20 protein-coding genes are annotated in these 24455 nt (G+C 68.8%); 9 read left to right on the forward strand and 11 right to left on the reverse strand.

Annotated features, from left to right (window positions below):
* Positions 1 to 361: 361 nt before the first annotated feature.
* Genes AC1HFH_RS20730 through AC1HFH_RS20745 form a run of 4 tightly spaced genes read right to left on the reverse strand, consistent with a single transcriptional unit; the run spans position 362 to position 6508 of the window.
* Positions 362 to 3325, reverse strand: a complete 2964-nt coding sequence (locus tag AC1HFH_RS20730; RefSeq protein WP_480244447.1) for a TraG/VirB4 family ATPase — start codon at positions 3323 to 3325, stop codon at positions 362 to 364.
* Entirely contained in the window at positions 3322 to 5199 is a 1878-nt protein-coding gene (locus tag AC1HFH_RS20735) for a TrbL/VirB6 family protein (RefSeq protein WP_480244448.1), read from the reverse strand. The genes AC1HFH_RS20730 and AC1HFH_RS20735 overlap by 4 nt, the downstream gene beginning before the upstream one ends.
* Positions 5200 to 5201: 2 nt before the next feature.
* Complete coding sequence (locus AC1HFH_RS20740; RefSeq protein WP_480244449.1) at positions 5202 to 5588, reverse strand: pilin; 387 nt, start codon at positions 5586 to 5588, stop codon at positions 5202 to 5204.
* A complete protein-coding gene (locus tag AC1HFH_RS20745; RefSeq protein ID WP_480244450.1) occupies positions 5585 to 6508 on the reverse strand; it encodes a hypothetical protein in 924 nt (307 codons plus the stop codon). Before AC1HFH_RS20745 ends, AC1HFH_RS20740 begins: the two co-directional genes overlap by 4 nt.
* Before the next feature lie 473 nt (positions 6509 to 6981).
* On the opposite strand from AC1HFH_RS20745, the gene AC1HFH_RS20750 reads away from it, so the two are divergent.
* The 9 genes from AC1HFH_RS20750 to AC1HFH_RS20790 all read left to right on the forward strand — a co-directional run bounded on the left by AC1HFH_RS20750 (position 6982) and on the right by AC1HFH_RS20790 (position 17983).
* Complete coding sequence (locus AC1HFH_RS20750; protein WP_480244451.1) at positions 6982 to 7626, forward strand: hypothetical protein; 645 nt, start codon at positions 6982 to 6984, stop codon at positions 7624 to 7626.
* A 49-nt stretch (positions 7627 to 7675) separates the two neighbouring features.
* Positions 7676 to 8677: a TRM11 family SAM-dependent methyltransferase gene (locus AC1HFH_RS20755; RefSeq protein ID WP_480244452.1), complete on the forward strand. Its 1002-nt coding sequence runs from the start codon at positions 7676 to 7678 to the stop codon at positions 8675 to 8677.
* A complete protein-coding gene (locus tag AC1HFH_RS20760; protein ID WP_480244453.1) occupies positions 8674 to 11148 on the forward strand; it encodes a type IV secretory system conjugative DNA transfer family protein in 2475 nt (824 codons plus the stop codon). Before AC1HFH_RS20755 ends, AC1HFH_RS20760 begins: the two co-directional genes overlap by 4 nt.
* A 166-nt stretch (positions 11149 to 11314) precedes the next feature.
* A complete protein-coding gene (locus AC1HFH_RS20765; protein ID WP_480244454.1) occupies positions 11315 to 12238 on the forward strand; it encodes a replication-relaxation family protein in 924 nt (307 codons plus the stop codon).
* A 7-nt stretch (positions 12239 to 12245) separates the two neighbouring features.
* A complete protein-coding gene (locus tag AC1HFH_RS20770; protein WP_480244455.1) occupies positions 12246 to 13250 on the forward strand; it encodes a C40 family peptidase in 1005 nt (334 codons plus the stop codon).
* Positions 13251 to 13281: 31 nt separating this feature from the next.
* Entirely contained in the window at positions 13282 to 14685 is a 1404-nt protein-coding gene (locus AC1HFH_RS20775) for a cutinase family protein (RefSeq protein ID WP_480244456.1), read from the forward strand.
* Positions 14686 to 15368: 683 nt separating this feature from the next.
* The gene (locus tag AC1HFH_RS20780) at positions 15369 to 16295 is read left to right on the forward strand and encodes a hypothetical protein (RefSeq protein ID WP_480244457.1); all 927 of its coding nucleotides are present in this window, start codon (positions 15369 to 15371) and stop codon (positions 16293 to 16295) included.
* Positions 16292 to 16831, forward strand: coding sequence for a restriction endonuclease (locus AC1HFH_RS20785; RefSeq protein WP_480244458.1), 540 nt, complete (start codon positions 16292 to 16294; stop codon positions 16829 to 16831). Before AC1HFH_RS20780 ends, AC1HFH_RS20785 begins: the two co-directional genes overlap by 4 nt.
* A gap of 252 nt (positions 16832 to 17083) precedes the next feature.
* A complete protein-coding gene (locus AC1HFH_RS20790; RefSeq protein ID WP_480244459.1) occupies positions 17084 to 17983 on the forward strand; it encodes a hypothetical protein in 900 nt (299 codons plus the stop codon).
* A 169-nt stretch (positions 17984 to 18152) separates the two neighbouring features.
* On the opposite strand, the gene AC1HFH_RS20795 is transcribed toward AC1HFH_RS20790, so the two are convergent.
* The 7 genes from AC1HFH_RS20795 to AC1HFH_RS20825 all read right to left on the reverse strand — a co-directional run bounded on the left by AC1HFH_RS20795 (position 18153) and on the right by AC1HFH_RS20825 (position 23907).
* A complete protein-coding gene (locus tag AC1HFH_RS20795; protein WP_480244460.1) occupies positions 18153 to 18614 on the reverse strand; it encodes a hypothetical protein in 462 nt (153 codons plus the stop codon).
* 90 nt (positions 18615 to 18704) lie between these two features.
* Positions 18705 to 19430, reverse strand: coding sequence for a hypothetical protein (locus AC1HFH_RS20800; RefSeq protein ID WP_480244461.1), 726 nt, complete (start codon positions 19428 to 19430; stop codon positions 18705 to 18707).
* A gap of 135 nt (positions 19431 to 19565) precedes the next feature.
* Complete coding sequence (locus tag AC1HFH_RS20805) at positions 19566 to 20075, reverse strand: hypothetical protein (protein ID WP_480244462.1); 510 nt, start codon at positions 20073 to 20075, stop codon at positions 19566 to 19568.
* A gap of 47 nt (positions 20076 to 20122) precedes the next feature.
* Positions 20123 to 20434 carry a hypothetical protein gene (locus AC1HFH_RS20810; protein ID WP_480244463.1) on the reverse strand — a complete coding sequence of 104 codons (312 nt, stop codon included), beginning with the start codon at positions 20432 to 20434 and terminating at the stop codon, positions 20123 to 20125.
* A gap of 127 nt (positions 20435 to 20561) precedes the next feature.
* On the reverse strand, positions 20562 to 22346 hold the full coding sequence (locus tag AC1HFH_RS20815) for a vWA domain-containing protein (protein WP_480244464.1): 1785 nt from the start codon (positions 22344 to 22346) through the stop codon (positions 20562 to 20564).
* A gap of 40 nt (positions 22347 to 22386) precedes the next feature.
* On the reverse strand, positions 22387 to 22656 hold the full coding sequence (locus AC1HFH_RS20820; RefSeq protein ID WP_480244465.1) for a hypothetical protein: 270 nt from the start codon (positions 22654 to 22656) through the stop codon (positions 22387 to 22389).
* Positions 22657 to 22713: 57 nt separating this feature from the next.
* Positions 22714 to 23907 carry an AAA family ATPase gene (locus AC1HFH_RS20825; RefSeq protein WP_480244466.1) on the reverse strand — a complete coding sequence of 398 codons (1194 nt, stop codon included), beginning with the start codon at positions 23905 to 23907 and terminating at the stop codon, positions 22714 to 22716.
* Positions 23908 to 24455: the final 548 nt, after the last annotated feature.

Genomic DNA, 24455 nt, shown 5'->3' on the forward strand with positions numbered 1-24455 from the left:
CCAGCTCCGGGTAGCGGTCGTAGTCGGCAATTCGGCTTCGGGCCCGTGGGATGTGGACCGACCGGCCAACTGACCGGGTCCATCAACGCTCCGTAGTCGCTGAGCAGTCAAATGTCTTCTCGTCCAACGCTTCTGACGGGCCAATGCCCAGTTCCATACATTCAACCCCGGCCCGGTCCGAATCGGCGGCCAGTGGCCGATCTGGCGGCCCGTATGCGCATCGGACGGGCGGGTGTGCGACTGAAGCGGTGGGCACACACGTTCGCGGGGTGGAATCAACTGTTGCGGAACGGCGCGCGACCAGCACCGACGTAGGACGACTCGCAACGGCCGTTTCTGCGGCAGCATCTGGACCATGTCCTCAGGAGGCAAGCCGGTCGTCCCTCTTTTTCCCTGGTTGCTCGTCGGTTTCGATGTCGCCCCCACCGCGGCCGAGATGCGAGGCCGTGAATCGGTCAGTGGTGCTGGGTGAGCTCGACCTTTGGAGTGGTAGGAGGGAGTCGATATCGACGTCGGCGTCTCGGTCGTCGGTGGTGGCCAGTTCCGCGGGGTCAGTGGTGATGAGCGCGTTCTCGGTGGGCGAGGCCAAAGATCCGAACACCGCGCGGTCGGTGCCGCCGACCGCGAGCAGGCCCGAACCGCGAGCGGCGGACAGCAGGAATTGTTGCTCGCCGTCGGAGAGGTGGAAGGCGGTGGCGACTTCGTCGATGGCCTGTGGTGCTTGGCGCAACAGGATCTGGGTCGCGGCGTTGGAGATGATCGCACGACCCAGCTCGGTCGAGCACACATCCGCGCAGTCCTGCGTGGCGACGGTCAGTCCCGCCCAGTGCTTGCGGAACCTCTTGGCAGCCCGGAACAGAAATGCCGCTCCGGCGGGCTCGCGTAGCAGTAGCCATGCCTCGTCCACGGTGATCATGCGGGGCCGCCGCCGGCCAGGGTTGGACGCTCGGCGCCACGTCGCGTCCAACACTAGGAGGGTGCCGATGGTTTTCAGCTCGTCGGGCAGCTCTCGCAGTGAGAACACGATCATCGCGCCCTCGGGTTCGGTGGTGGTGGGCCCGTCGATCAGCCCGGCGTAGGTTCCCTCGCCGGTGTAGGGGTGCAGCCCAGCAGCCATCTCGACGGCGGCGGGCGAGTCGAGCCGGCCGAGCTGGTCGCGCAGGTCGCTCAGCGTGGGTGCGGGTCGGGTCCAGGTGGCGGGGTCGTCGGTGATCCCGGCGGCGGTGTAGGTAGCAGCCAGGGCGGCGTCCAGCGCTGAGCGTTGTGCGGCGGTTCGGTCGCCCAGCAGTACCTGGATCAGGGTGTGGCAGAACAGTTTGCGCCGGGTGAGCGCGTCGGTCGGGGCGCTGCGACGGCTGTCGGGTCGGGTGTGGACTTCCAGGTCGAACGGGTTGAGTCGGACTCCGGGCACGCCGAGGCGGATGTTGGTGCCGCCCACGGCCTCACTCAGGCGCCGGTATTCGTCTTCGGGGTCGATGACGACCTGTTCGATTCCGCGATACAGCGCGCGCAGGATCTCGGTCTTGACCAGGTAGGACTTGCCCGCACCGCTGCGGCCGAGAACGACGAGGTTATGGTTGTGAGCCTCGGACCCGAATCTGTCCACGAACAGCAGACCCGAGGCGGCGTCGCGGCCATAGAGGACGCCTTGTGGCCGGTCGGCTTGGGCGGGGTCCGGGGCGGGGAGTTGGGGCGAGTCGAAGGGGAACGCTGCGGCGAGGGCGGTGGTGTCGAAAGTGCGCTGTACGCGGATGAGGTCCAACCCGAGGGGTAGGGTCGTCGCCCACGCCTGAGCCGCCCGGTAGGACAGGGTGCAGGTGTCCACGAGCAGACTTGCAGCCAGCGCGCGGACCGCTGCTACCTCGTCGGCCAGGTCGGATTCCGAGGAAGCATGGACGGTGAGATACACCCCGACCCGGAACAACCTTGCCTCGGCCCGCGCGACGCGCGCCGACAGGTCAGCGGCGTCCTCCACCGCGACATCGACCTGCGGATCGGTCAGGCGGCCCCGACCGAGGTCTTGCGTCCGGGAGGACTCCAGCCGGGCCTGCTGGCGGCGTAGCCGTGTCGCGGCCGTGGCCGGATCGACCGGCTCGACGTGCACCGCGACCTCGACCCGGCCGGGGTGCGACAGCAGCGGCGCGAGCCAGCCGGCTGTCACCTCGCGCGGGTAGCCGGTGACCGCGAGGGTCGCACTCCAGTCGGAACCGATTTCGAGGTGCCGGGTTCCGATGGTCAGGGACTCCGGGGCGAACCGGTCGAGCACCTCTCCGGCGAACGGGTCCGGTGTCGGGGTGTCGGAGCCGGCGGTGATCACGGTGTCGGCGGAGGTGATGTCGGCGGCGGCCGAGACGAGGCTTTCTGGGTTGGTGCAGCCGGCCAGCACGGCGGTGGCGGCGTCGTGGTCGAGGGCGGTCACCGAGATCCCCATGGGGGATAGGACATCGGCGGCCTCATTCATCCGGCGGAGCAGCCGGGACTCGGCCGCGCGGCGGGCGCCGCTCGAGAGCGTGGACGATGCTCGACGCTGTCCGGGGAGGCGGGCACGTAGCCCGCTGGTGGGCAGGGCTTCGGTGCGTTCGCGCCACACGAGCAGCACCTGCCGGTGGACCGGGTCCTCGCGGGCGGCCAGTTCGGTGAGGTGGTCGGCATGGTCGAGAGCTGCTGCGGCGAGGTCGGGTGACATCTGTTGCGCGGCGGCGTGTAGTCCGGTGATGTGTTCGGTCAGGTCGAGGCGGGCCGAGCGGATGAGGATCTGGACCGGCTGGCGCAGGGTGTGTAGCCAGCCTGCGAGTTGACCGACGAGGCTGTCCTGTTCGTCCGGGGTCCGCAACGACAGGTTGACAGTTCCGGCGACGGCGATGGCGGCGAGTCCGTCGGTGCCGAGGTCGATCACGCCGACCCCGCCGCTGCCGCTGCTCGCCACCGACTCGGGCAGGTGCGCCTGAGTCGCCGACAGTTCGGAAGGTACCGGCAGCCGGGGACTGCGACCTTTGGTGCCGGTAGTGAGCCAGCGTGGCGCCTGGGTCCTGCCGTGTGATCGGGTGAGTCGGCGGGGGTGCAGGTGGTGGCGAACAGCGGCGACGAGGAGCAGGTCGGCCGAGAGGCCATCGCGGCGGGTGAGGACCGCTACGGCGATGACGACAGACACCAGGGCGGCGGCGACGGCGAATACCGGCAGAGGTAGCAAGGACCGTGTGGCGGCCCAGGTCGAATACAGCAGTGCGGCGGTGGTGGCCAGGACGGCGAGTTGGCGGGCGGTGAATGGCCCCAACAAGCGGTCGGAACGCTCGACGTCGGCGGGGATGCGCACGATGGTGCTCACTGGAGGTTCCCTCCTCGCGGTGCGCGGGATGCGCGGCGGCGGACGGGCAGATCGGGCATGGGCAGGTGCAGCTGCCGTCCCGCCGGACGCGCCGGGGTCGGGGCCGGTGGCCGCGGTGGGTTCGGTGGCGGTGGGGCGGGTTTGACCCGGGTGACGGGGAACGGGAGCGGGTACTGGCCGCTGCGGTTCGGGCGAAGACGCGCGTACGGGTCGGGCGGGGTGGGTTCGGTGAAGTCGAAGGCGAGCTGTTTCGGTCTGGCGCGGCGACCTGGCCGCTGCGGCGGCTCGGGTGGCGGTGGTGTTGTGCGGACCCGACGCACCGGGATCGGGAGTGGGTACTGTCCCCCGGCCCCGGCGCGGATGCCCCGGTACGGGTCCGGCGGGGTGAAGTCGAAGGCGAGCTGGCGGGCCCTCGCTGTCCGGGCGCGAGTCGGGGGCGGCGTGCCGGTCGCCTCGGCCAGTGCCGGGCTGTGTTGCCGGGCTACCCGGCGGACTCCTTCCAGGGGCAGCATGAGCTGCCCGTCGCGTGTCGAGCGCACCCGCGCGTACGGGTCGGGCGGACCGCTGCCGGCGCCGGTACGGGGTGCTCGTGGGGCGCGGACGGGTTGCGCGCTTCGGCGTGCCGACGCCGCCGAGGCGGTCGTGCGGGCGCTGCCCGAGGTGGCGCCTTTGAGCAGGCCGAGTGTCTTGTAGGCGAGGAACCCGCGCACGATCGATCCGGCGAAGCTGCGCCCGTGCCCGATCTTGAGCACCGACAACAGCCACATCGGGGTCTTGATCAACACGAACATCAACGCCAAAGCGACGGTGAGGTCGACGATCTCGTTGGCGTCGGGCCCGAACGGATACCACCCGCCGGGAGTGAGCATGACCCGCACGACGGTCACCAGGGTCAGCGATTGCACGACCTGGATCGCCAGACAGGCGGCGAAGGAGCGCCACCACCAGCGGGCGATGCCGTCCAGGCCGGGAAGTCCGTGACACATCAACGCCAGCGGTGCGCCCACGATCAGCAGGATCGTGATCGTGACCCGCACCAGATAGGAGATGATCAGCAGAAGCAGCATCACCGCCAACGCCAGCTGCAACAGCACGAGCATGCCGAGGCTCTGGGTGCTGGTGAACGCAAGCTCGGCCAGCGCGTCGGCGGCCGAACCGGTATCGACCCCGTCGCCTGCCATCGCCGTGGCGAGGGCGTTGGCGAAACCGATTCCGGCGGTGGCGATCATCATGCTCAATCCCCCGGCCGCGAATCCGATCACCAGGCGGGGTGCGAGTTCGCGGATCGACCATTGGGTCTGCACGGTCTCGCGCGCCATCAACAGCACGCTGGCGGCCATCACGACCAGCACGTAGAGGGCCAGTACGATCTGCCAGGACTGGTTCCACAGCACCCCGATCTCGGGTATCTGCTCGGGCTCCGGCGTGGTGAGCAGCGTTTTCGACAGCAGTTCGAGCAGCGGGTTGAGCGAGGTCTCCACGATGCGCCGGAAGAATCCGTCGATCGCGTTCTCGACACAGCCCGTGATGTTGGTGACCCCGCACTCGGCCGACCCCGAGCTCGAACCGGATCCGGGAGTCGGTGCCGGTGTCGTGCCGGGCGCGGTGGTCGTGGGCGGGGCGGTGGTCGAAGGCGGTGTCACCCACCGGCGTGGGGTTGTCGTGGTCGGCGGCGGTGTTGTCGTGCCGGGGGTGTCCGGTTGCGTGGTCGCCGGCGGGGTCGGTGTCGGGGTGGCGGGTTGGGCGGCGGCACCGGCGGAACCGGTGAGCATGATCAGGACGGCGGTGAGCACGGCCGCTGCGCCGGCGGCAGCGATGCGCGCGGCCGGGGAGAACCGGGCGGGGGCGGATGGTGCCTGGGCCGAGGTGGTCACGGTCAGGCTCCGATGATGGACTTGAGCACGGCGACGATGACCGGTGCCAGCATCGCCAGCGCGTAGCCCAAGCAGGCGGCGCGGAAGGCGGTTTTGGCTTTCTCGATCTCGCCGGGGTCGCCGCCGCCGAGCAGGTAGCGGGCTCCGGCGACGGTCAGGAACAGTGTCGCCAGCCCGGCCAGGATGCCGACCAACCAGTTGCGGGCGTTGTCGATCACCTCGTCCAGCGACGAGGCGATGGCCAGCACTTCGGTATGCGGTGGTGTCGCCGAAGCGGATCCGGCGAGCATCATCAGCAGCATGCTCGTGGCCGCGACCGCGAGAATCCGCAGCCGACGCCGAGCCGGCCGTGGCGGCGCCTGGTGGAGGTGCCCCTGATTGGTATTCATGCCGCCCTCCACTGCTCGATGTCCGGCGATGCTGGAGTGACCGAGGGCCGGTTCTGCCGGCGGCCTCGCCGCGGTGACCGCTCCGGTGGTGCGAGGGCGGTGACCGCGGCGACCTCGACCGGGCTGGTGCGCTCGGGATCGACGTCGCGGACACGGTCGTTCAGCCACGCGAGCAGAGCGCGTTCGGCGCGGGGTCGCTGCTTGCGCAACTTCCACAGGGACACACCGCGCTCAGCGGCCAAGGCGGTCAGCGACCGGCCTTCCCAGCGCGAGGTGGTGATGAGTTCTGCCGCGTCAGCCGAGATCACTCCAGCGGCTACGGCCTCGGCCAGCACCGACTCGGGATGCCCCGGCCCCGACACCATCGTCTGCCCCTGCTCCCCCCGTGGGGCAAGGTCACGGTCGAGGTCTCCGACGGTGACCACGTCGGTTCGCTGACTGGTTGCCGCGGCGAGCGCCGCGCGGTAGGCACCCCACCGCAGCCGATGCCACACCCCCGGCTCGGCCAGGCCGACGCGCGAGAGATGGGACAGGAACGCGGTCAGGATTTCGGACTCGATGTCGTGACGGGCCGGGTGGCTCGAGGTGACGCACTCGCCGGCGGTCCGCGACAGCATCGGCGCGGCCAGTCCGGCACATGCGAGCATCGCGGCCGCCTCCTCGGTGCGGACTCGTTGCAGCAGCCACACCCAGATCGCGTCGACCTCCGCCATCGGAGTCCCCGGGTGCCACAGCCGCTCACGCAAATGCCCCCACGTCGGTACCGGGACGGCGGGGCCGGCCGCCGAGGACGGCACCGGGCGTGGGAGGGCAGGCACGGATTCGGCGGCCATCCGGTCGAAGCCCGCCCGCACCACTGCCAGCGGCGAGTCCGGCTTTGCACCCGGTCCCGCATATGTCGCGATGTGTGAACTCGTCACTACAGATCTCCTTGTTCAGTCGAGAACTTCCGACATCACAAGGACACCTCGAACCCATATCCGAAACGCATCGGAACCCTATCCAAATCACCTCCCAGCCCTATCTGAAACATATCGAAGTCATATCCTGGCCAGATCGGTGACCAATGTGCAACTACTCGCCACGTCGCAGCCGAACCGCCGGATACCCGCACGGACATGACCCCAACCTGCGCTTGTGAAGTCGAAGACAACGCCAGGATATGAACCGGATATGTTTCAGACATGCCCTGGATAGAGCTATAGAAAAGCATTGGCAACCCGCCGAGAAAATCGTCAAAAAGTTCTCCGAATCTACGAAGCGGATTGCAACCTCCGGCACGTTTTCAACCACAGGAAAATTCTCAGAAAAAAATCGGTAGGGCCATGTCCCGATTTCGGCCTTTTGGCGGAAGTAAGCGAGTACATACCGCTCTCTCGCTCAGGAGGCCGCAATGCCCGCCAGTTCCCGCCGCCACGGTCCCAGCTCCGCCGCCGTGCACGTCCCCTCCACCTTGTGGGCGCTGGGGTCCGAACCGCTCGATCCCGACGACCGCTGGCCCGAGCGGGCTCTGGTCCACACGATCACCGAATTCTCCGCCCCCGGCGCGCGAGTGTTGCTGCTGGGCTGGCCCACCCCCGTCACCCGGGGGCCGTTGCGGATCATCGAGCCCGACACCGCCGCCGCCATCTCGACGATCGACGCTCTGGGCCGCCACGGCCTCGACGCCCCCACCGATCGGAGGTGGCCCGGTGAGCCGGTGGATCTGGTCGTCGCAAGTCTGCTCGCCGATCATCTCGGCCCGATCGCTGCCGCCGAGCACGTCACCACGCTGGCGACCGAGGCGCTGGCGATGGGCGGGTTGCTAGTCGTTTTCTCTCGCTGCCGACACAGCGACTCCGGGATCCTGCTCGACCCCGCCGGATCGGTCGTGGCCGCCGCGCAGGCTGCCGATCTGCTCTACCTCCAGCACATCATCGCCGCCCCGATCTCCGGGCAGATCGTCACCGCGACTTCATCTCCGGCTCCCTCGGGCACCGCGCGCCACACCGTCGCGCACACCGATGTCTTCGTCTTCCTCCAGCCCGCGCATGGCTGAGCCCACACGCCCTCTGCCCTACCGGAACTCTCCCGCGAAGGACGCCGCCATGACCCTCAGCCCCGCCACGAATCTCGCCTCCGTGACCCCAGCACAGACGGGCCCGGCCAGCACACCGGTGTCTGTGTGGGTCACAGCGCAGACCGCGCCCGCCGCGCAGCGGCGGGGGCGCTATCACCCCGACAGCACCGCCCATCCCGCGAAGATGCTCCCTGCCATCGTCGCCCACGCCGTGAACACCTACACCCGGCCCGGGGACCTCGTGCTGGATCCGATGTGCGGGATCGGCACTACTCTGGTCGAATCCCTGTATCTGGGCCGCCGCGCGGTGGGTGTGGAGTACGAGGGCCGGTGGGCGGAGCTGGCACGCACCAACATCGGCCTCGCACATGAGGCCGGGATCGACCTCGCCGCGAACGCTTATCACGGCGACGCCCGCAAGCTGGGCGAGCTGATCCCGGCCGAGCTGCGTGGTCAGGCGAACCTGGTCGTCACTTCCCCTCCCTACGGCGATTCTCTGCACGGGCACGTGCGCGCCAACCGCAAGGACCCGGTGCTGAAGAAGAACCACCGCTACGGAGCGGTGCTGGATCGCGGCAACCTCGCCAACGTCGGCCTCGGCCGCCTGTTGTCCGGGTTCACCAAGATCCTGGCCGGCGCCGCCGACTACCTCGCGCCCGGCGGGCATGTGGTGATCACCGCCAGGCCGTGGCGTCAGCACGCCGAACTCGTCCCGCTGCCGGCCCACCTCTACACCTGCGGCGAACTGGCCGGACTCGTGCCGGTCGAGCGGTGTGTGGCATTGCTGGGTCGGCTGTCCGAGGGCGAACTCATCGCCCGCAGCTCGTTCTTCCAGCGCGACTTCATCGTCAAACAGCGCGCCGCTGGGCTGCCGATGCATCTCATCGCCCACGAGGACGTCATCATCCTCCGCAAGCCGGAAACCAGCGAGGCGACCGAACGCCGCCGCGCGGCAGGCCGTTTCCCGTTCGGTAACGCGGCGACGCTGCCGAACACCGAGATCACCGGCCCGGGATCGGTGGCCGCGTGAATCCCGAGCAGGGATGGCTCGGCCGGGCGCTTCTGGCGCCCGGCCGAGCCCTGGCCGACCTCCGCGAAGCCCTCGAACAGGCACTCATGTCCACCGACGGGCTGTTCGTGGTCGCGGCCGGTGTCGCGGTGCTCGCCGCGGCACGGCTGGCAGTTCGGTGGCGGCGTGGCCGGCTGAGTACGTGTGCTCGTCAGATCACCGTGCTCACGCCACCCGAAGTCGATGCCAATGGCGCACTCAGCTTCTGGGCCCACCTCATCGGGCAACTGCGACCCGCGTGGGCGAGAACCCTGCTGGGGCAACCGCATCTCGGGTTCGAGTACACCGTCACTTCCGAGCACGGTGCCGCGATCCGGCTCTGGGTGCCCGGCGCAATCCCACCCGGTCTCATCGAACGCGCCATCGCCTCGGCATGGCCCGGCGCGCACACCGACACTCTCGAACCCGCCCGGCCCCCGCTGCCGACGCCGGTGAAAGGTGGGAGACGGGTGGTCGCGGGAGGGGAGCTGCGTCTCGGGCGCCGTGAGGGGCTCCCGTTGAGTACCGATCACTCCGGGGATCTGGTGCGCAACCTGATCATCGCCGCCGACGACCTCGCCCCAGGCCAAGCCACCTGCGTGCAGATCCTCACCCGACCGGTCACCGGCCGCCGGGTCGGACGAGCCACCCGCGCCGCAGCGAGCACTCGCACTCGGGCCGGGGTCGCGGTGGGACTGCTGCGTGGGGCGCTGAACCTGCTCACTCCCGGCACGGGCTCGACCCGTGACTCCCGCGCCGCCGGTGGATTGGGTGCAGGGTCGGGCACCGACCGCCAGATATCTCTGGAGTACAGCGCCGCCGCCCGCGCGGCGGCGGCGAAAGCCCGAGGAGCGCACTGGGAGACGATCGTCCGTTACGCCGCCTCGGTCCCGGTCTCCGCCGGCGACGAGCAGGTCGACTCGGCGGCACAGGCGCGGGCGGTGGCGCGTGGGCGCGCTGATGCTCTCGCCACAGTGTTCGGGGCCTGCACCGACCACAATTACTACCGTCGTCGCCGTCGCCTGCGCCTCGAGCGGTTGATCCGGCAGCGGCGTCTCGGGCGCGGGGACGTGCTGTCGGTGCCCGAGCTGGCCACGATCGCGCATCTGCCCACCGACGAGGGGCTACCCGGTCTACAACGCGCCGGAGCCCGCGCCCTGTCCCCCGCCCCGGAGATCCCTGTCGGCGGCGAGCACACCAAACCGCTCGGAATGGCTGACACCGGCACTCGTCGCCCGGTTGCGGTGAAGATCTCCGACGCCCGCCACCACCTGCACATCCTCGGCCCTACCGGCGTCGGCAAATCCACTCTGCTGGCGCGCACGATCCTCGATGACGCCGACGCCGGACGCGGGGTGATCGTCATCGATCCCAAAGGCGACCTCGTGACCGACGTCCTGTCGCGGCTGCCGTCACGAATGGGTGAGCGGGTGGTGCTCTTCGATGCCGACTCCCCCGCCGCGCCGCCGTGTGTGAATCCGCTCGACATCGGCCGGATCGGGCGCGCAAGGACCGATCTCGCCGTCGACAACCTCGTCACCGTCTTCCACCGCATCTTTCACCAGTGGTGGGGGCCACGCACCGACGACATCATGCGCGCCGGCCTGCTCACCCTCTGCGCGCAGCCTGGAACCGCGACCCTGGCCGACCTGCCCCGCCTCCTCACCGAGCCTGCGTTCCGCTCCCGCGTCACCCGGACCACCAAAGACCCTGTCTTGCGCGGGTTCTGGGACGCCTACGAGCAGCTCTCCGACACCGGTCGCGCCCAACTCACCGGCCCGTTGCTGAACAAATTGCGTGCGTTCCTGCTGCGCCCGTTCGTGCGGTCGGCCATCGCGGGCGGCCCCAGCACGGTCGAGTTCGCCGATGTCCTCGACGAGGGCGGCATTTGCCTCGCGCGCGTGCCGAAAGGTTCGCTCGGAGAGGAGACCTCGCGCTTGGTGGGGTCTTTGCTGGTAGCGAGGACCTGGCAGGCGGTGACGGCGCGTGCGCGGGTGCCTTCTGCTGACCGGCCGGACGCGGCTCTCGTGCTCGACGAGGCGCAGAACTTCCTCAACCTGTCCACACCGATCGAGGACATGCTCGCCGAGGCCCGAGGACTGCGCCTGTCGCTACTGCTGGCGCACCAGAACCTGGGCCAGCTCACGCGCGAGTTGCGCGATGGCATCTCGGCCAATGCCCGCAACAAGGTCATCTTCGCCGTGTCACCCGATGACGCCCGGGACCTGGCCCGCCACACCGACCCGTGGCTGTCCGAGCACGACCTGTCACATCTGGATGCCTTCCACGCCGCCGCCCGCTTGCTGATCGACGGCCGCAACGCCCGCCCGTTCACCCTCACCACCCGACCGCTCGATCCGCCGATCCCCGGCCGGGCCCGTGAAATCGCTGCCGCCGCCCGCGCCCGCCTGGTCGCCCCAGCATCCACACCTGGCCCCGCGCCCACCGACTGACTCAGCCCTCCCGCACCCAGAACCCTCACCCATTCGACCTGACCACCCGAGAAAGACCGTGCCACAGATGCTTTCCCGCCCCGCCCGGCAAGCAGACAGCCGGCGCCCCCGACCCGACAACCGACCTCGACCCCGACCGCTCGACCTGACCGCGCTTGTCGGGCGGATGACCGAGCGGGACCGCTGGATCCTGCGGATGCTGCACGAGCACCGCGTCCTGACCACCAACCAGCTCGCCGCCCTCGCCTTCCCCACCCCCGCCATCGCATTGCGGCGTCTCACCCTGCTGCATCGCTACGGCGTCCTGGATCGGTTCCGGCCCTTGCGGCCCCGGGGAAGCGCACCGATGCACTGGGTCCTCGCGCCGGCCGGCGCCGGCGTACTCGCCGCCGAAGCCGGGATCACGGTGCGCGAACTGGGCTACAACCACCAGCGCGCCCTCGCCGTCTCCCACAGCTTGCACCTGGCCCACGCCCTCGGCGTGGCCGACTGGTTCACCGCCCTGACCGCCTACCCCGCCCACGACCAGCGCGGCGAACCCTCACAGGTGCGGGCGTGGTGGTCACAGACCCGTTGCGAGCGCCTGTGGGGCGATCTCGCCCGCCCCGACGCCTTCGGCCGCTACACCTACGCCGAGACGACCCTCGACTTCTTTCTCGAGTACGACCTCGACACCACCCGAGGCACGGCCAAGGTCGCGGCCAAACTGAACGGCTTTGCCGAGCTGGCGCGCACCACCGGCGTCATCACACCCGTCCTGTTCTGGGTACCGACCCTCGTCCGCGAGACCAGAACCCGCGCGGCACTGCACCGGACCTGGGAACGGCTCCCCGACCCCGAGGCCGTGCCCGTGGCCACCGCCGCAGCCGAACTCGCCTCCCGCAGTATCGAAGCGAGCCCCGCCGAGCAGGTGTGGCTACCGCTGGGTCCCGCCACCGAACGCACACGCATGCACCACCTCGCCGCCGTGTGGCCCCGACTCACGCCACCGGCCGAGGAGGCCGAACCGGAGCCCACATCGACACCGTTGGGCGGCATCATCGCCCTCGCACCACCGCCACCCCAGCCGCCGCTCTCCGAGTGGTGTTGAAGCAGCGATGCTGGCCAAGGCACTCGGGGCGGGGTTCGCGTTCGTGTTCCTCACGGTCGTCATCGCGACCGTGGTCAGCGCCGTCGTCGTGTTCGACACCGCGCTCGCCCCTGCCCCGGGCGCCTCGGCCGGCACCGGCTCGACCCCGAGCACCGAAGCTCACCAGGACGTCCCGACCGAGATGCTCGTGCTCTACCAGGCCGCTGCCGCAGACTGTCCCGGTCTGGACTGGTCGGTGCTTGCCGCGATCGGCAAGATCGAGACCGACCACGGCCGCTCCACCCTGCCGGGAGTGTCCGCCGGTGAGAACGCCTCCGGGGCCGGTGGACCGATGCAGTTCCTGGCTCCCACCTTCGACTCGGTCATCGCCCGACACTCGTTGCCCGCTGGTGGGGCGAGTCCGCCCTCGCGCTACAACCCCTCCGACGCCATCCACGCCGCCGCGTTCTATCTATGCGACTCCGGCGCGCCCGCCGACATGTACAGCGCGATCTTCGCCTACAACCACGCCGACTGGTACGTCCGCGATGTCCTCGACCAAGCCGCCCGCTACCGCGCCACCACACCCGACACCTCCGGCGGCGACTGCCACACCACCTCACCGACAAACCCGACAGCCGCACAGGTGATCTCGTTCGCCTGCGCACAGCTCGGCCTCCCCTACGTGTGGGGCGGCAACGGACCGGACGTGAACGGCGGCTGGGACTGCTCGGGACTCACCCAAGCCGCCTACCGCGCCGCCGGGATCTCACTCCCGCGCACCACCTACGACCAGGTCCACACCGGCACACCCGTGCCCGAGGACCAGCTCGTCCCCGGAGATCTCGTGTTCTACGGCACCGCAGCCGACGTCCATCACGTAGGGATCTACCTCGGCGCGGGCCGGATGGTGCACGCACCCACCTTCGACCAACCCGTCCAGGTCTCGCCCTACCGGTGGAACGGCGACGACTTCTACACCGCCCGCAGACTCACACCCGCCCACGACAACAACTCCCGCGCCACCTCCTGACCAGCACCCTCACCCGAACGGAGAACACACCATGCACCGCAACAACGCCCCGCTCCGCCGCACCGCCCGCGCGGCGCTGTGCGCGGCCATCACCGCGACCACCGTGACGGCCGGTATCGCCGCCGCAGAACCCACCCCCGACCGCACCGATACCCCGTGCCCGCACTGGACCGCGCTACTGACACCAGGCACCTACGAGACAATCCCCGCCACCAACGGGCAGGCCACGAACGGGACCCTCACCGAGCTCGGGCAATCCCTGACCACCCGCTACGGCACCGATATCGAGGTCCGAACCCTCACCGAGTCCTCCGCAGGTGCGGGGTCGGTGAGCGAAGCAGACCTCACCGCGGCGGTGAAGGGACTGTGCTCGGACACCCGAGTCGTTATGGCCGGCTACGGCCAGGGCGCCGAGGTCGCCGGCGACCTCGCCACCAGAATCGGCAACCATCGAGGCCCGATCCCGGCCTCCCGCGTCCTGGCCGTCGCGCTCGTAGCCGATCCGCGCCGCGACGCGGCCACCCCCCAGCTCGGTACGCCGGTCTCCGGGCAAGGCGTCACCGGTCCACGGGTGCAGGGCTTCGGCGAGCTGACCGACCGGGTCCGCACGCTGTGCCTCACCGGTGACAGCTACTGCTCCACCACCGCCGAGTCCTCTCCGGCCCTCGCCGCGGTGAGCCGTGCCCTCACCACCACGGCGACCTCGACAACGGCCCTGACCAGCACGACCTCAGCGACTGCCTTGGCGAAGGGCGCCTCCACCGCGACGAGCATCGGGTCGTCCACGACCGGGCAGATCAGTGTGTCTCAGGTCCTGGCACAGGTCGTCACGGTTGTCAACGGGCTCGCCGGGTTCACCGCGAATGTGCCCGCGATCGTGGCCGACCTCGCCCAGCTGCCCGGACTGATTGCCGCAGGCGACGTGCGCGGCGTGCACCGTGTCTCGGGTGATCTGAACAACCAGTTCGCCCCGCTGGTCGAGCTGGCCGATGGACTCGACCTGCGGCTGGTCGCGCGGGCGTTGGCGTTGGCTGCACCCCTGGACACCACCGGAGTCGCTACGATCGCCGCCGAGATCGTTGGTGTCCTGGCCGGGCTCGACATCTCCCGCATCGCCACCGACGTCGGTCGCGCCCAGGAGATCGCCTGGACCGCCGTGGAATCCCTCGCCGACGGCGACCCGGTGACGGCGGTGCTGACGCTGACCGGGCTGGCACCGATCGCCGCCGACCTTGTCTCGGCCACCGCCGCAGCGTTCGCCGGCCAGCAGTTCCCCACCCTGGCCAACACATACACCGCGACCACTGCCGGAACGGGCCCCGCTGTTCCGGCCGTCCAAGACGGCCACACGGGCGCGTTCGACGCCACCGGCTACGACACCGCCGCCCCCGCGCTGACCGACTGGATCACCCAGACCATCGAGCGCAGCAAGTAGCCGACAAATCAGTGCGGACCGCACGGCGAGTACCCGTACCAACCGGTGGTACACACCCAGTTGTTCTGACGGAGCGGCGGAAAGGGTTATGTGCGCCCGGCTCGGAGAGGATGAGCCGGGCACCATTGCTGTAGCTACGCCGACACCCCGAGTACGGCCTGCCGAAGACCAGATCCGCGGGGTATCCGAGACTGGCCGCGCGGGGTGGTACTGGCAAGGCGGGATGTCGATGTTGTCTTCGCCCGACAATGGCGGTTGGGTTCTCGTGTAAGCGAACTCGGAGGTCGGAGTGCCTCGAAACGTAGCGAGACATGGTCGGCCGCCGCGACTATGCGATCTGCGGACTAGCCGACCGCGCCGACGCACCGTCACCCGCAACGGAGACGAAGACAGGCCGATGCACGGTACCGGCGTGACCGGTGCGGCCCGGGACAACAGGGCCGCTGCGGTGTCCGTCGAGCTATCATCGACCACAGACCTAATCCATGCCGTACCTGCGGGTGCGGAAGCTGCCATGGTGCCAACCATGCGGCACCACCGCCGTTTCATACCCGACCGTCCCACGAACACCCGTGATCGCGCTGCCCCGAGAAGACCACTTCGAGGGGGCACCGCTGACGTCCGCGCGGTGCAGCCCTCGCTTCCGAAGCACTGCTCGGCCCGGGCGACTATGCTCAGCACCTGTGGAATCCCTTGTGATGGCACCGACATTTCTGGACCTCGCAGTCCTTCGGGAAGCCTTGGATGAGCAGAACGTCGGTGTCCGGACAAGTAACGAGCTCGGTGCGGGTCTCAACCTCGCGGAAACGCCGCTCGAGAAATTCGATCTAGGTGTTGTCGTTGTTCCGGGCGATGACCCCGACGGCACATCGAAGTCACGAGCTGCAATTCTGATCGAAGCCGGGATTGCTTACGCTCGCGGACTACCCCTCCTCTTTATCGTAAACCCGTCGGATCGGTCGTCGCTACAAGCCCTGTCCGGAACAAAAGCATGGACCGTACAAGCACCCATTGATAATAGAGAGGCGATCCGACTCCACGTACGACTGCTCATCCAGTCGATAACACGGAGCCCCAGTTCGAACTCTCAGTCAATCATCCTCGACGGACCACCAGGTAAAGGCAAGTCGGAATTAGTCGCTCGTCTCGCCAAGGAGATTCTGGAGGAAGGAAATACCCTTGTCGTAACTTCAACCTCAACCGGGCAGCCGGTAGAGCCGACCGTGGCGGAACGACTTGAGCAGTTGCTTCATGACCGTGGTATCGCTGCGCAGCGTGAGGTGCGAGCCACACGCGGCAACTCCGGTCGAATCGACCTAGTTTTCAGCCACCCGCAGATTGACACACCTGTCTTTCTGGAGTTGCTCAACGGTCTCCAAGAGAGACCGAGGGCTCATGCCGAGGCGCAACTGGCCAAATACATGAGAGATAAGCCAGGCACGCTCGGCCTCGTGCTGTATTACAATCTGCCGTCATCCGCTCCCGAAATGTCAACGGTTGATGCGCGGGTGTGGTCGGTGAGCATGGCCGATTTCCTCTATCAGGTCGACGTCGGCGCACTGGGTTCGTTCCTGCGAAGGATCCGCAACGAAACGATACATGGCCGATGACCCGTAGTCTCGACTCGACGGAGATTCAGCGCATCCTACGGCTGGCTGCCGAAGCCACCAATACTGACGCACAAGGAAAGGCATACGAAGAGCTGGCCCAGTACCTCTTCGAGCTCATACCAGGATGCCTCGTGGAGCGAAACGGCATCAGCTACTTCGGGACAGAGCAGGTAGATCTGGGTATATGCAACGGGAAACATCAGGACGGCCTACACGCTCTACCACATGTCATCCTGATTGAGTGCAAGGACTGGAGTCGACCGGTCGACAGCGCCACCCTTGGATATTTCATAAATATACTCGCCAGTCGCAGCGTCGAAGCCGGAATTTTGATCGCGGCCAACGGGGTAACAGGGGAGGTTCGGGAGCAATCTCACGCCCACGCCCTCGGCATCGGAGCAATCGCCCGAGGAATGAAGGTGCTCGTGATAACCACCGAGGAGATCAGTCGCCTTACGTGCATCGAAGAGTGGGTCGACCTACTACTGCGAAGGTTTCTTTTGGCTCATATGCGTGGCGGTCTCGGGGTGCAGTAGCCGGTCATCGGCAGCGGTTGCCCGCAGACCTGAGACCGGCGGCAACATTCGTGGGTCTCTGCGAGCTGAGCGATGGGGGTACGTGCTATCTCGGCAGCACCAGCCCCTTCGATCCGCGGCGAGATGCAACTGGGCCCGATGGCTCACGCAACGCGGGCCGGCAGAGGTCGCAGACGAGCTGCGGTTGGCCTGCGGAAGATCGGAGGCGGAAACCAGTGGTCCAAACTCTCACCAGCAGCCTATTCTGCGCCCATGCCCTTCGACGCAGACATCGACAGCTCGTTCAAACTGTGGAGCGCGGAACTCGGCGATCTGTACCGCGCCTGGAATCTGACCAACGTGCAGTTCGGGGCCGCTACGAGGCCGGGCTCGCCCGCAGCCAGGGATGACGCGGCACTAGAATCCCGATCACCGAAACCGTACCAGCCGGAGGGACTCGGAGCAGGCATAGACGCGGTCCAGATGATCGACGCCGCCGCCCAACACCTCAAAGGGCTACACGCATTGGTGAACTTGCGGGCAATGGACCTCGCGCCCTGGCCGATCACCCGTGCCATCTGCGAACACGTCGGCCACGCGGTGTGGCTGCTTGAGCCCGACATCACACCCGAAGCGCGGATGGCGCGGCGGTGGATGGCCAGACTCGCAGCAGCGCAACGCCTTCGATTCCTGGCGATGAACGGATCCAAGTCAGAGCAGAAGGATGCACGAAAACTCCGCAACTCGATCAAAAATCAGCTGGCGCTGCGGTTCCAGAATCACGATCTCGATTGGAATGAGCCTGATGAACCTCCTCCGTGGGAGATCGCGGGGCAGATCTACCCAGGTCTCAGACAACAGACGATGTTGTTGTCGAAAGTCGGTGCGAGAAACATCGATAGCCTTTACGACACATTGTCATTGAGCTCCCACCCTAATGCCATCACCTTGTCGATGGCGGTCGAGTCGGAGGACGCGGACAATTACCGGAAGGTGAAATACCGGACCGACCCAGATGCCTGGGGTGCAACCGTTCGACTGGCGAGCGACTTGCTGTACATCGCCGCGAACGCAGCGTGCGTTTACCTCTACGGCCGGGCCGACCACCTGACGGACTGGTACGACCAGTACCGCGCCCAGGACCCGGACGCCGGGGGCGATGACGGGCAATGACAACGGTTTTCTCAAGCGCCGCCGGCAAGGGCAACACGACCAACCATTGACCCACCGTGCCCGCATGTGCGGGCGACGAGCTTGACTGCTGCACTCCCCACCATGTGCGCAGGAAACGGCCCGTGGTGCCGAGCGGAACGCTCAAGCACCACGGGCCGTTTTGGCGGGGTCAGGAGATGAGCGGTGGCACCGCGCGCGGGGCGAACGCGCGCGGGGTTCCCTTGTCGCGGAACCGCCACGACGGCAACGGGGCGGACGCGGCGTCGACCGGCTCATCGCCGCCGTCGCCGTTGCTGGTGGTTCCGTGGTCGATCCGCTCGTGGAGGGTGGCCATGACCACCGCGCGGGTGGCGGTCTCGAGGTTGCGGTACAGGGTTCCGGTCAGCGGGCCGGTCATGATCCGCACCGACCCGGTGTGCGGGAAGAACTCACCGTCGGTTGTCGCCTTCTCGTAGTGCAGGGCGATCGGTACCCATGGGACCAGCGATGCCAGCACGGGCATTTGCAGCTCCTGCACGGCTGTGTCGGCGATGGTGATCCACAGTTCGAGGCTGTCGGGGGCGTTGCGCGCGTCGGCGTACACGCGGTACAGGGCCGAGGCCAGAACGTTCGGGGTTGGGGTGGTGTACATGGTCGAGCACCTTTCTCAGGGGTTAGATTGAGAGGGCGGTGTCGGACTCCCCGGAGCTGAGCCCTCCGGGGAGTCCGGCATCGTCCGGTTTCAGGACGCGAGGGTGAACTTCTTGGGGGCCGTGCTGGTCTGGCGCGCAGTCCCGCCATCGGTCAGCTTGACCAGGGCGTTGTGGACTGCGCCGCTGGACCGGCTCAGGGCTTTGCCGATCTGGTGTGGGGTGAACTCCTTTCCGGGGTTTTCGTGCAGGTAGTCCTCGACCTGTCCCCGCAGCGCACCGGCGGGCAGGCGTTCGGCCGTCGACTCCGGGTCCCCCGTTGCCGTGTCGTTGGCCGCCGCCGGGGGTACCGGGGCCCCGGTGTCGGGATAGTCGCCCGTGGTGGCGGCTACCGCCGTCTCCGGGGTGGTGCGGGGCGCGGGGGCGGCCGGGGCCGCCTGCTCGGCGGGGTCGGCCGGTTCGGGCGCGGTGGGTTCGGTCGGGGCCGGGTCGGCGGGCGCGGTCGGGGCCGGGTCGATGGTGGCCGGTGTGCCCGTGCCCTGGGTCCAGGTTTTGGCCGCCCGGGGCGATTCGGGGTCGGTGTGCGACTGTGCGCACCCGGCGGCTTCCCACCGGGCCAGCAGACGCCGTGCGGTGGACTGCCCGGTCCCGGCGATGTCGGCCAGCGCGGCGGTGGTGCGGTCGGGGTGGGCGCGCAGCGCCTCCCACAACGCCCGGGTGCTGTCACGGCGCGGCACGGGCCCGGCGTCCGACTGTGTGCCGCGTTCCGGGGTGGGCGCGGCCGTTTCCGTGGCCACGGCGTTCTTGGTTGTCGACATGGGGGTTCCTTCCAAACATGGGTTGGTGAATCCGGTGATGTCCCGGATGGGACGGAATGCGCACCGATCGGGGCAATGTCCCCGGGCGGTCGGTGTCGTTCCGGTTTCCATGACCGCTCGATGGGGCGTGTGATGTCAAGCGGAATGTGGAAATTGTTTCCGGTTGTGAATTCCTCTCTTGTGAACCTGAAATAGACTCAGCGCGAGCGCAATTCGGCTTGGCGCTTTTGCCTCAGCAGGTTGCGAGGCGTCTCGCGCCGGCTGCCCTCGCCGCAGGCGAATGGCACCCGAGCAACGCCGACTCGAAACGCTCGAGCCGGCCGTGAGCGAGGACCACTGCGAGTCATCGGTGCCGGCCTCTGCGGACTCCGCGCTGCCGGGCGGGCGCTGGGTGTCGAGGGCTTCGCGCAGCCGTCGCCAGCCGCCGGTCAGCTCGTAGTGCACGTGGTGGTCGAGTTCCCACCTGTCGGCGCATTCGACGCAGAGGGTGTAGCCGTGGTGGCAGCGGCGAGGGTTGCGTACCAACAGGATCCACCCGGGTGGGTCGTTGCGGTCGCGCAGCCTGACCACGATGTGGCCGTTGCCGCTGTGTTCGGCTGCCGGTTTGATCACGCCGTCCTCGTCGTGGGTGCGTGTGTCTTTCATGAGGCTTCCCTGTTCGCGGTTCGGGTTCGGTCGGGTGGTGTGCGGGGTCATCGAGTCAGGCGTGCGGAGAGGGGGCCGGTGGTGCGGTCGAGCAACACGGTCGCGGCGTGCCCGTGCGCGCCCTGGCGGATTCTGTCGGCGGCCCCGGCGGCGTAGGCGGCGATGTCGTTGGGGTGGACGAGGTGGATGCGTGGGGCGACGTAGCCGCCGGTGCCGCCGGTTACGTGCGCCACGGTGTACATGCCGCGCTCGTCGTGCGGGCCGGGGCCGTAGATGACGAATTGATCGCCGGTGATGGCGTTGGCTGTCACGTAGATCGCGTCGAGGGCGGCCGTGGTGGGAATAGTGGGGTCGGTCATGGTGTCCTCCGTAAGGTTGCCGCCCCGGCCGGGGCGGGTGGGTGGGTGATGGTTGGGCCGCGCCGGGTGGGACCGGCGCGGCCCGGTCCGGATGCCCCGGGCACATGCTGTGCCCGGGGCCCGGGGTCTAGATGGCGCGCACGGCGGCGGTGGCGGCGCGGGCGATCTCGGCGGCGGTGGTCGCCGGGTCGGTGAGTTGGTGCGGGTTCGAGTTGCGCAGCGGGTTGACTCGTCCGCGTGCCGGTGCCAGCCACAGCACCGCGCACCCGGCCGCGCGCAGCGCGTCGAGGCGTCTCTGCGCGCTGTGGCGGCGGACACCGGTGTAGATGCCGTCGGAGATGATCACCAGGAGTCGGGCCGCGCCGGGGCGGGCGAGTCCGAGGGCACCGTCGAGGGCTGCGATGGCGTAGTCGATAGCGTGGTTGCCGTCCGGGCACCCGAATTCGGTGACCCGGGCGGGGGCGGTGCCGGGGTAGGTGATCGGGGTGACCGTGTTCCCGAAGGTCACGGTGGCGGTGGTGGCGGGCACGGCGGCCAGTTCGGCGGCGCGGGCGATGATCCACGCGGCCGAGGACACCGGGGCGGCAAACTCGCCCATCGAGGAGGACACATCGCACGCGATGCCGACCTGCAGCGGCGGGTGCGGGCTGGCTTTGCGGGCGGTGCGGGTGAACGGTTCGGCAGTGGGGATGGCACCGGCCGCGAGCTGTGCTTGCCGGGCCAGCACACCGCGCATCCGCACCCGTCCCGGCGGGACCACCGAGGTTGTTTTCACCGTGGCGCGTTCGCGGGCGGCGGCGGTGTCCAGCGCGCGAGCCAGCACCCGCGCGGCGCGCTGTTCCTTCGCGTACGGGGTGCGGGTGCGGCGCACGATCCGCGAGGCGCCCGGCCCGCCGTCACCGTCGCCGAACACATTCTCCGCCGACCGCTGTGCCCGTTCGGCGGTGTCGGCGGCGGCCTGCCGCGCGGCGGCGGCGGACTCGGCCGGGTCGGCGGGCACGGGGTTTGCCGCTACCTCGCGGGCGATCGCGTCGACGGTGGCGCGGACGGCTGCACCCAACTGTGAGCCCGGGACCGGTTCGGCATGTGGGTCGGGGCCGACGATGTCGAGCCAGCGCTGCCCGAGCTCGAGCATGGCGGCGGTGTCGGCGTCGGCGACGGTGTGGGCCTCGCGCCAGATAGCGCGCAACTTGGCGAGGGTGTCGGTGCCGAGAATGGACTCGATCTCGGTCCGCAGCGGCGCGCATTCGGACTTTTCCAGTACTCCGGCGTCGATCCGCCCCATGATGAGGGCGGCGTTGTGGGCGGCGGCGTAGGTGGTGGCGGGGATCTGGGCGGCGGCCGTCGCGCCGCCGTTGTCGCCGATCACGATCTCGGTGGCGCTGGCGCGCAACCAATGCCGGTCATCGGGGCGGCGGCGAATCTGGGCGGCCTCGATGCGTGACTCCTCGAGCAGTTTGGCCGCTGTGACGACCTCGGGGTGTGCCAGCAGCGGCGGCTGCCATACCGAGTGTTTGGCGTGTGCGCACTCGTGCACCAGCGCACCCCACACCGCCGGGTAGTTGTTGCGGTCGCTGTTGCGGGCCGGGTGCGCGTCGGCCGGGTCGATGTTCAGGCGGGTACCGTCGAGTTCGATGGCCGCGCGCCCGGGTACGAATACCGCTGGGTGCCCGAACGCCGCACCGGGGGCGATGCTGACGGTCAGGTCGTCACGGTCGGCGATCGGCGGGACCTCGGCGGTCATGGCGGCGGACAGGGTGGCCCATCCGCCGGTGACCGGCACCGAGGCGGCCGGGGTGGAGGTGGCAGGCGCGGCGGGGGCCGCCCCCGCCCCGGCGGGGGCCGGGGCGGAAGCGGTGCCGGTGCCCGGGGTAGCGGGCGCGGCGGGGGTGGTGATCACGTGGCCGGTCATGGCGGATGGTGCCTTTCGTTTGGTGAGGGTGGTCGGTCGGTCAGTACGCGTCCGGGTCCGCGTGCAGGGCGAGAAGTGCGGACTCCTCGCCGAGAGCGCGGTGCGCGATCGGGGCGAGAGCGCTGACCCGGCCGATAGCCATCGCGACCCAGTCGCCGTTCGGCGGGTCCACCAACTGGAGTCCGGCGGCGAGGTTGTTCTGGGTGTGTTCGGTCTGTCGGGCCAGCACAGCGAGCGCGTCGCGGAGCTCACGAACGGCGGCGGCATAGTCGCGGATTGCGATGGCCTCGAGTGGTGTGCGTTCGGTCATGTCGGGGTCTTCCTTTCCCGGGTGGTGGCAGTGGTGGCGAATTCGGAGGTCACGGGGTCAGATACGGGGGCCCAGCGCCAGGGGCGTGTGGGTGGTGCCGCACACGGTGCGCACCACGGCGGCAACCACGTCGCGGTCCTCTTCCGGGGCGGCCCCGAGGAGATTGCCCATGGCGGTGTCCGGGTCGGTGGCGGCGGCGATCTTGTGGAACGCCAACAGCTCGCGCAGTTGCGGAGCCCACCCGACCTCGCCCTTGGCCTGCCGGTCGGCCAGCTCGCGCGCCACCTTGACCGCGCGGCGTTCCACGCCGAGCTGGGCGGCCAGGTCGAGGTCGCTGACCACCCGCACCTGGAACGCAAACCGTGAACTCAGCGCGTCGGAAAGGATGGCGCCGTGCACGCCGGGGTTGTGCCCGGCCACCACGAAGAACCCGGGCTCGGCTTTGACGACCTCGCCGGTGGCTTTGACCACCAGCTCTTTGCGGCCGTCCATTGCGGGATACACCGCCGCCAGCACAGTCGGCGAGATGAGGGTCGCGTCATCGATGAACAGCACCCGACCCTCCTTCATCGCCCGAACGAGAGGCCCGTTCACGAAAACGAAGCGGCCGTCCGGGGTTTGGGTGTACTCGCCCACGAAGTCGGCAACCGTGGTGTCGCCGTCGCCCTGCACCGTGAGCAGATCCCCATAGGCGGCCTCGATGAGCGAGGTCTTCCCGGTGCCGGGCGGCCCGTACAGCAGCACCGGCACCTCGGCGGTGCGCATGGTCTGCAACACATCCACATCGGCCCGCCCGGCGAGCTTGCGCATGTGATAGTCCTGCCCGTTCGGCCGGGCCACCGTGCTGCCCGTGCGTGCCGGGGCCGCCGGGGCGACGGGCGCGGCCGGGGCCGGGGCCGGGGTGGCCTTCTTCTTGGTGCGGCGGCGGGCCGGTTTCGCCGCCTTGCTGGCGGCCGGGGTGGTGGAAGGCGTGGCGGGTGCCGGGGTGGCCGGAGCGGCGGCGGTCGAGGTGGTGGCGGTGGCGCGGTAGCGGCGCGGCGATGCCGAGGTGCGTTCGGCGTCCCCGGCGGCGGTCAACGCCTCGAGCGCGTTGCCGACCGCGCCGGAGGACCGGCCGAGCCCGTTGGCGATCTCGCGGGGTGACTGTTCGCGGGCTGAGTCGGCGGCCAGGGCGGCTGCCACCATGCGGCGGAGTTCGCCGTTGGGCAGGCGACCGGCGCCCGGTGCGGCGGTGGCGGATGTGGCGGGCATTGTGACTCCTGAGATTCCGTTTCCGAATTCGCGCCGTTTCCGGCACAGGTGCGGCGTTGCCGCCATTCGGATTGCTGCGAATTCCCGGCGAATTCCGGGAACGTGGTCGACGTTAGCTCGACCTCGAACAGCCTCACAACCCCAAAAACACCTCAATCTCCCGGAATTTTTCCGAACAACCGCGAGTACAACAGTGCAATTCCCGAATGAAACTCGCACGGCCGACCGCAGCTTCACAAACCAGCCAGCCACCAGGCAGGTGAATCAAAAGTCAATAGAACAAGAAAGGAATAAGAGAAGGAGGTGGATACACCGGAAGGCAGCACAGGAGACGAGGGTCGGGCGAAGCGCCAAGGAGACGACGGACAGACCGTCGACGCATGTCTATACAGCTTTGTGTATAGACAATCCACGCTGACACCCACGCAGATAACTCAGCCCTGACCTGCGAGAAGGTGCCGCAGCGGTGGGTCGGTTTGATCCATCCACCGATCAGCGCACCGAACCTAGCCATCGAACGCTACACGGATCGATTTCCATCGAGCCAC

Source organism: Nocardia sp. KT25-26 (assembly GCF_056627695.1).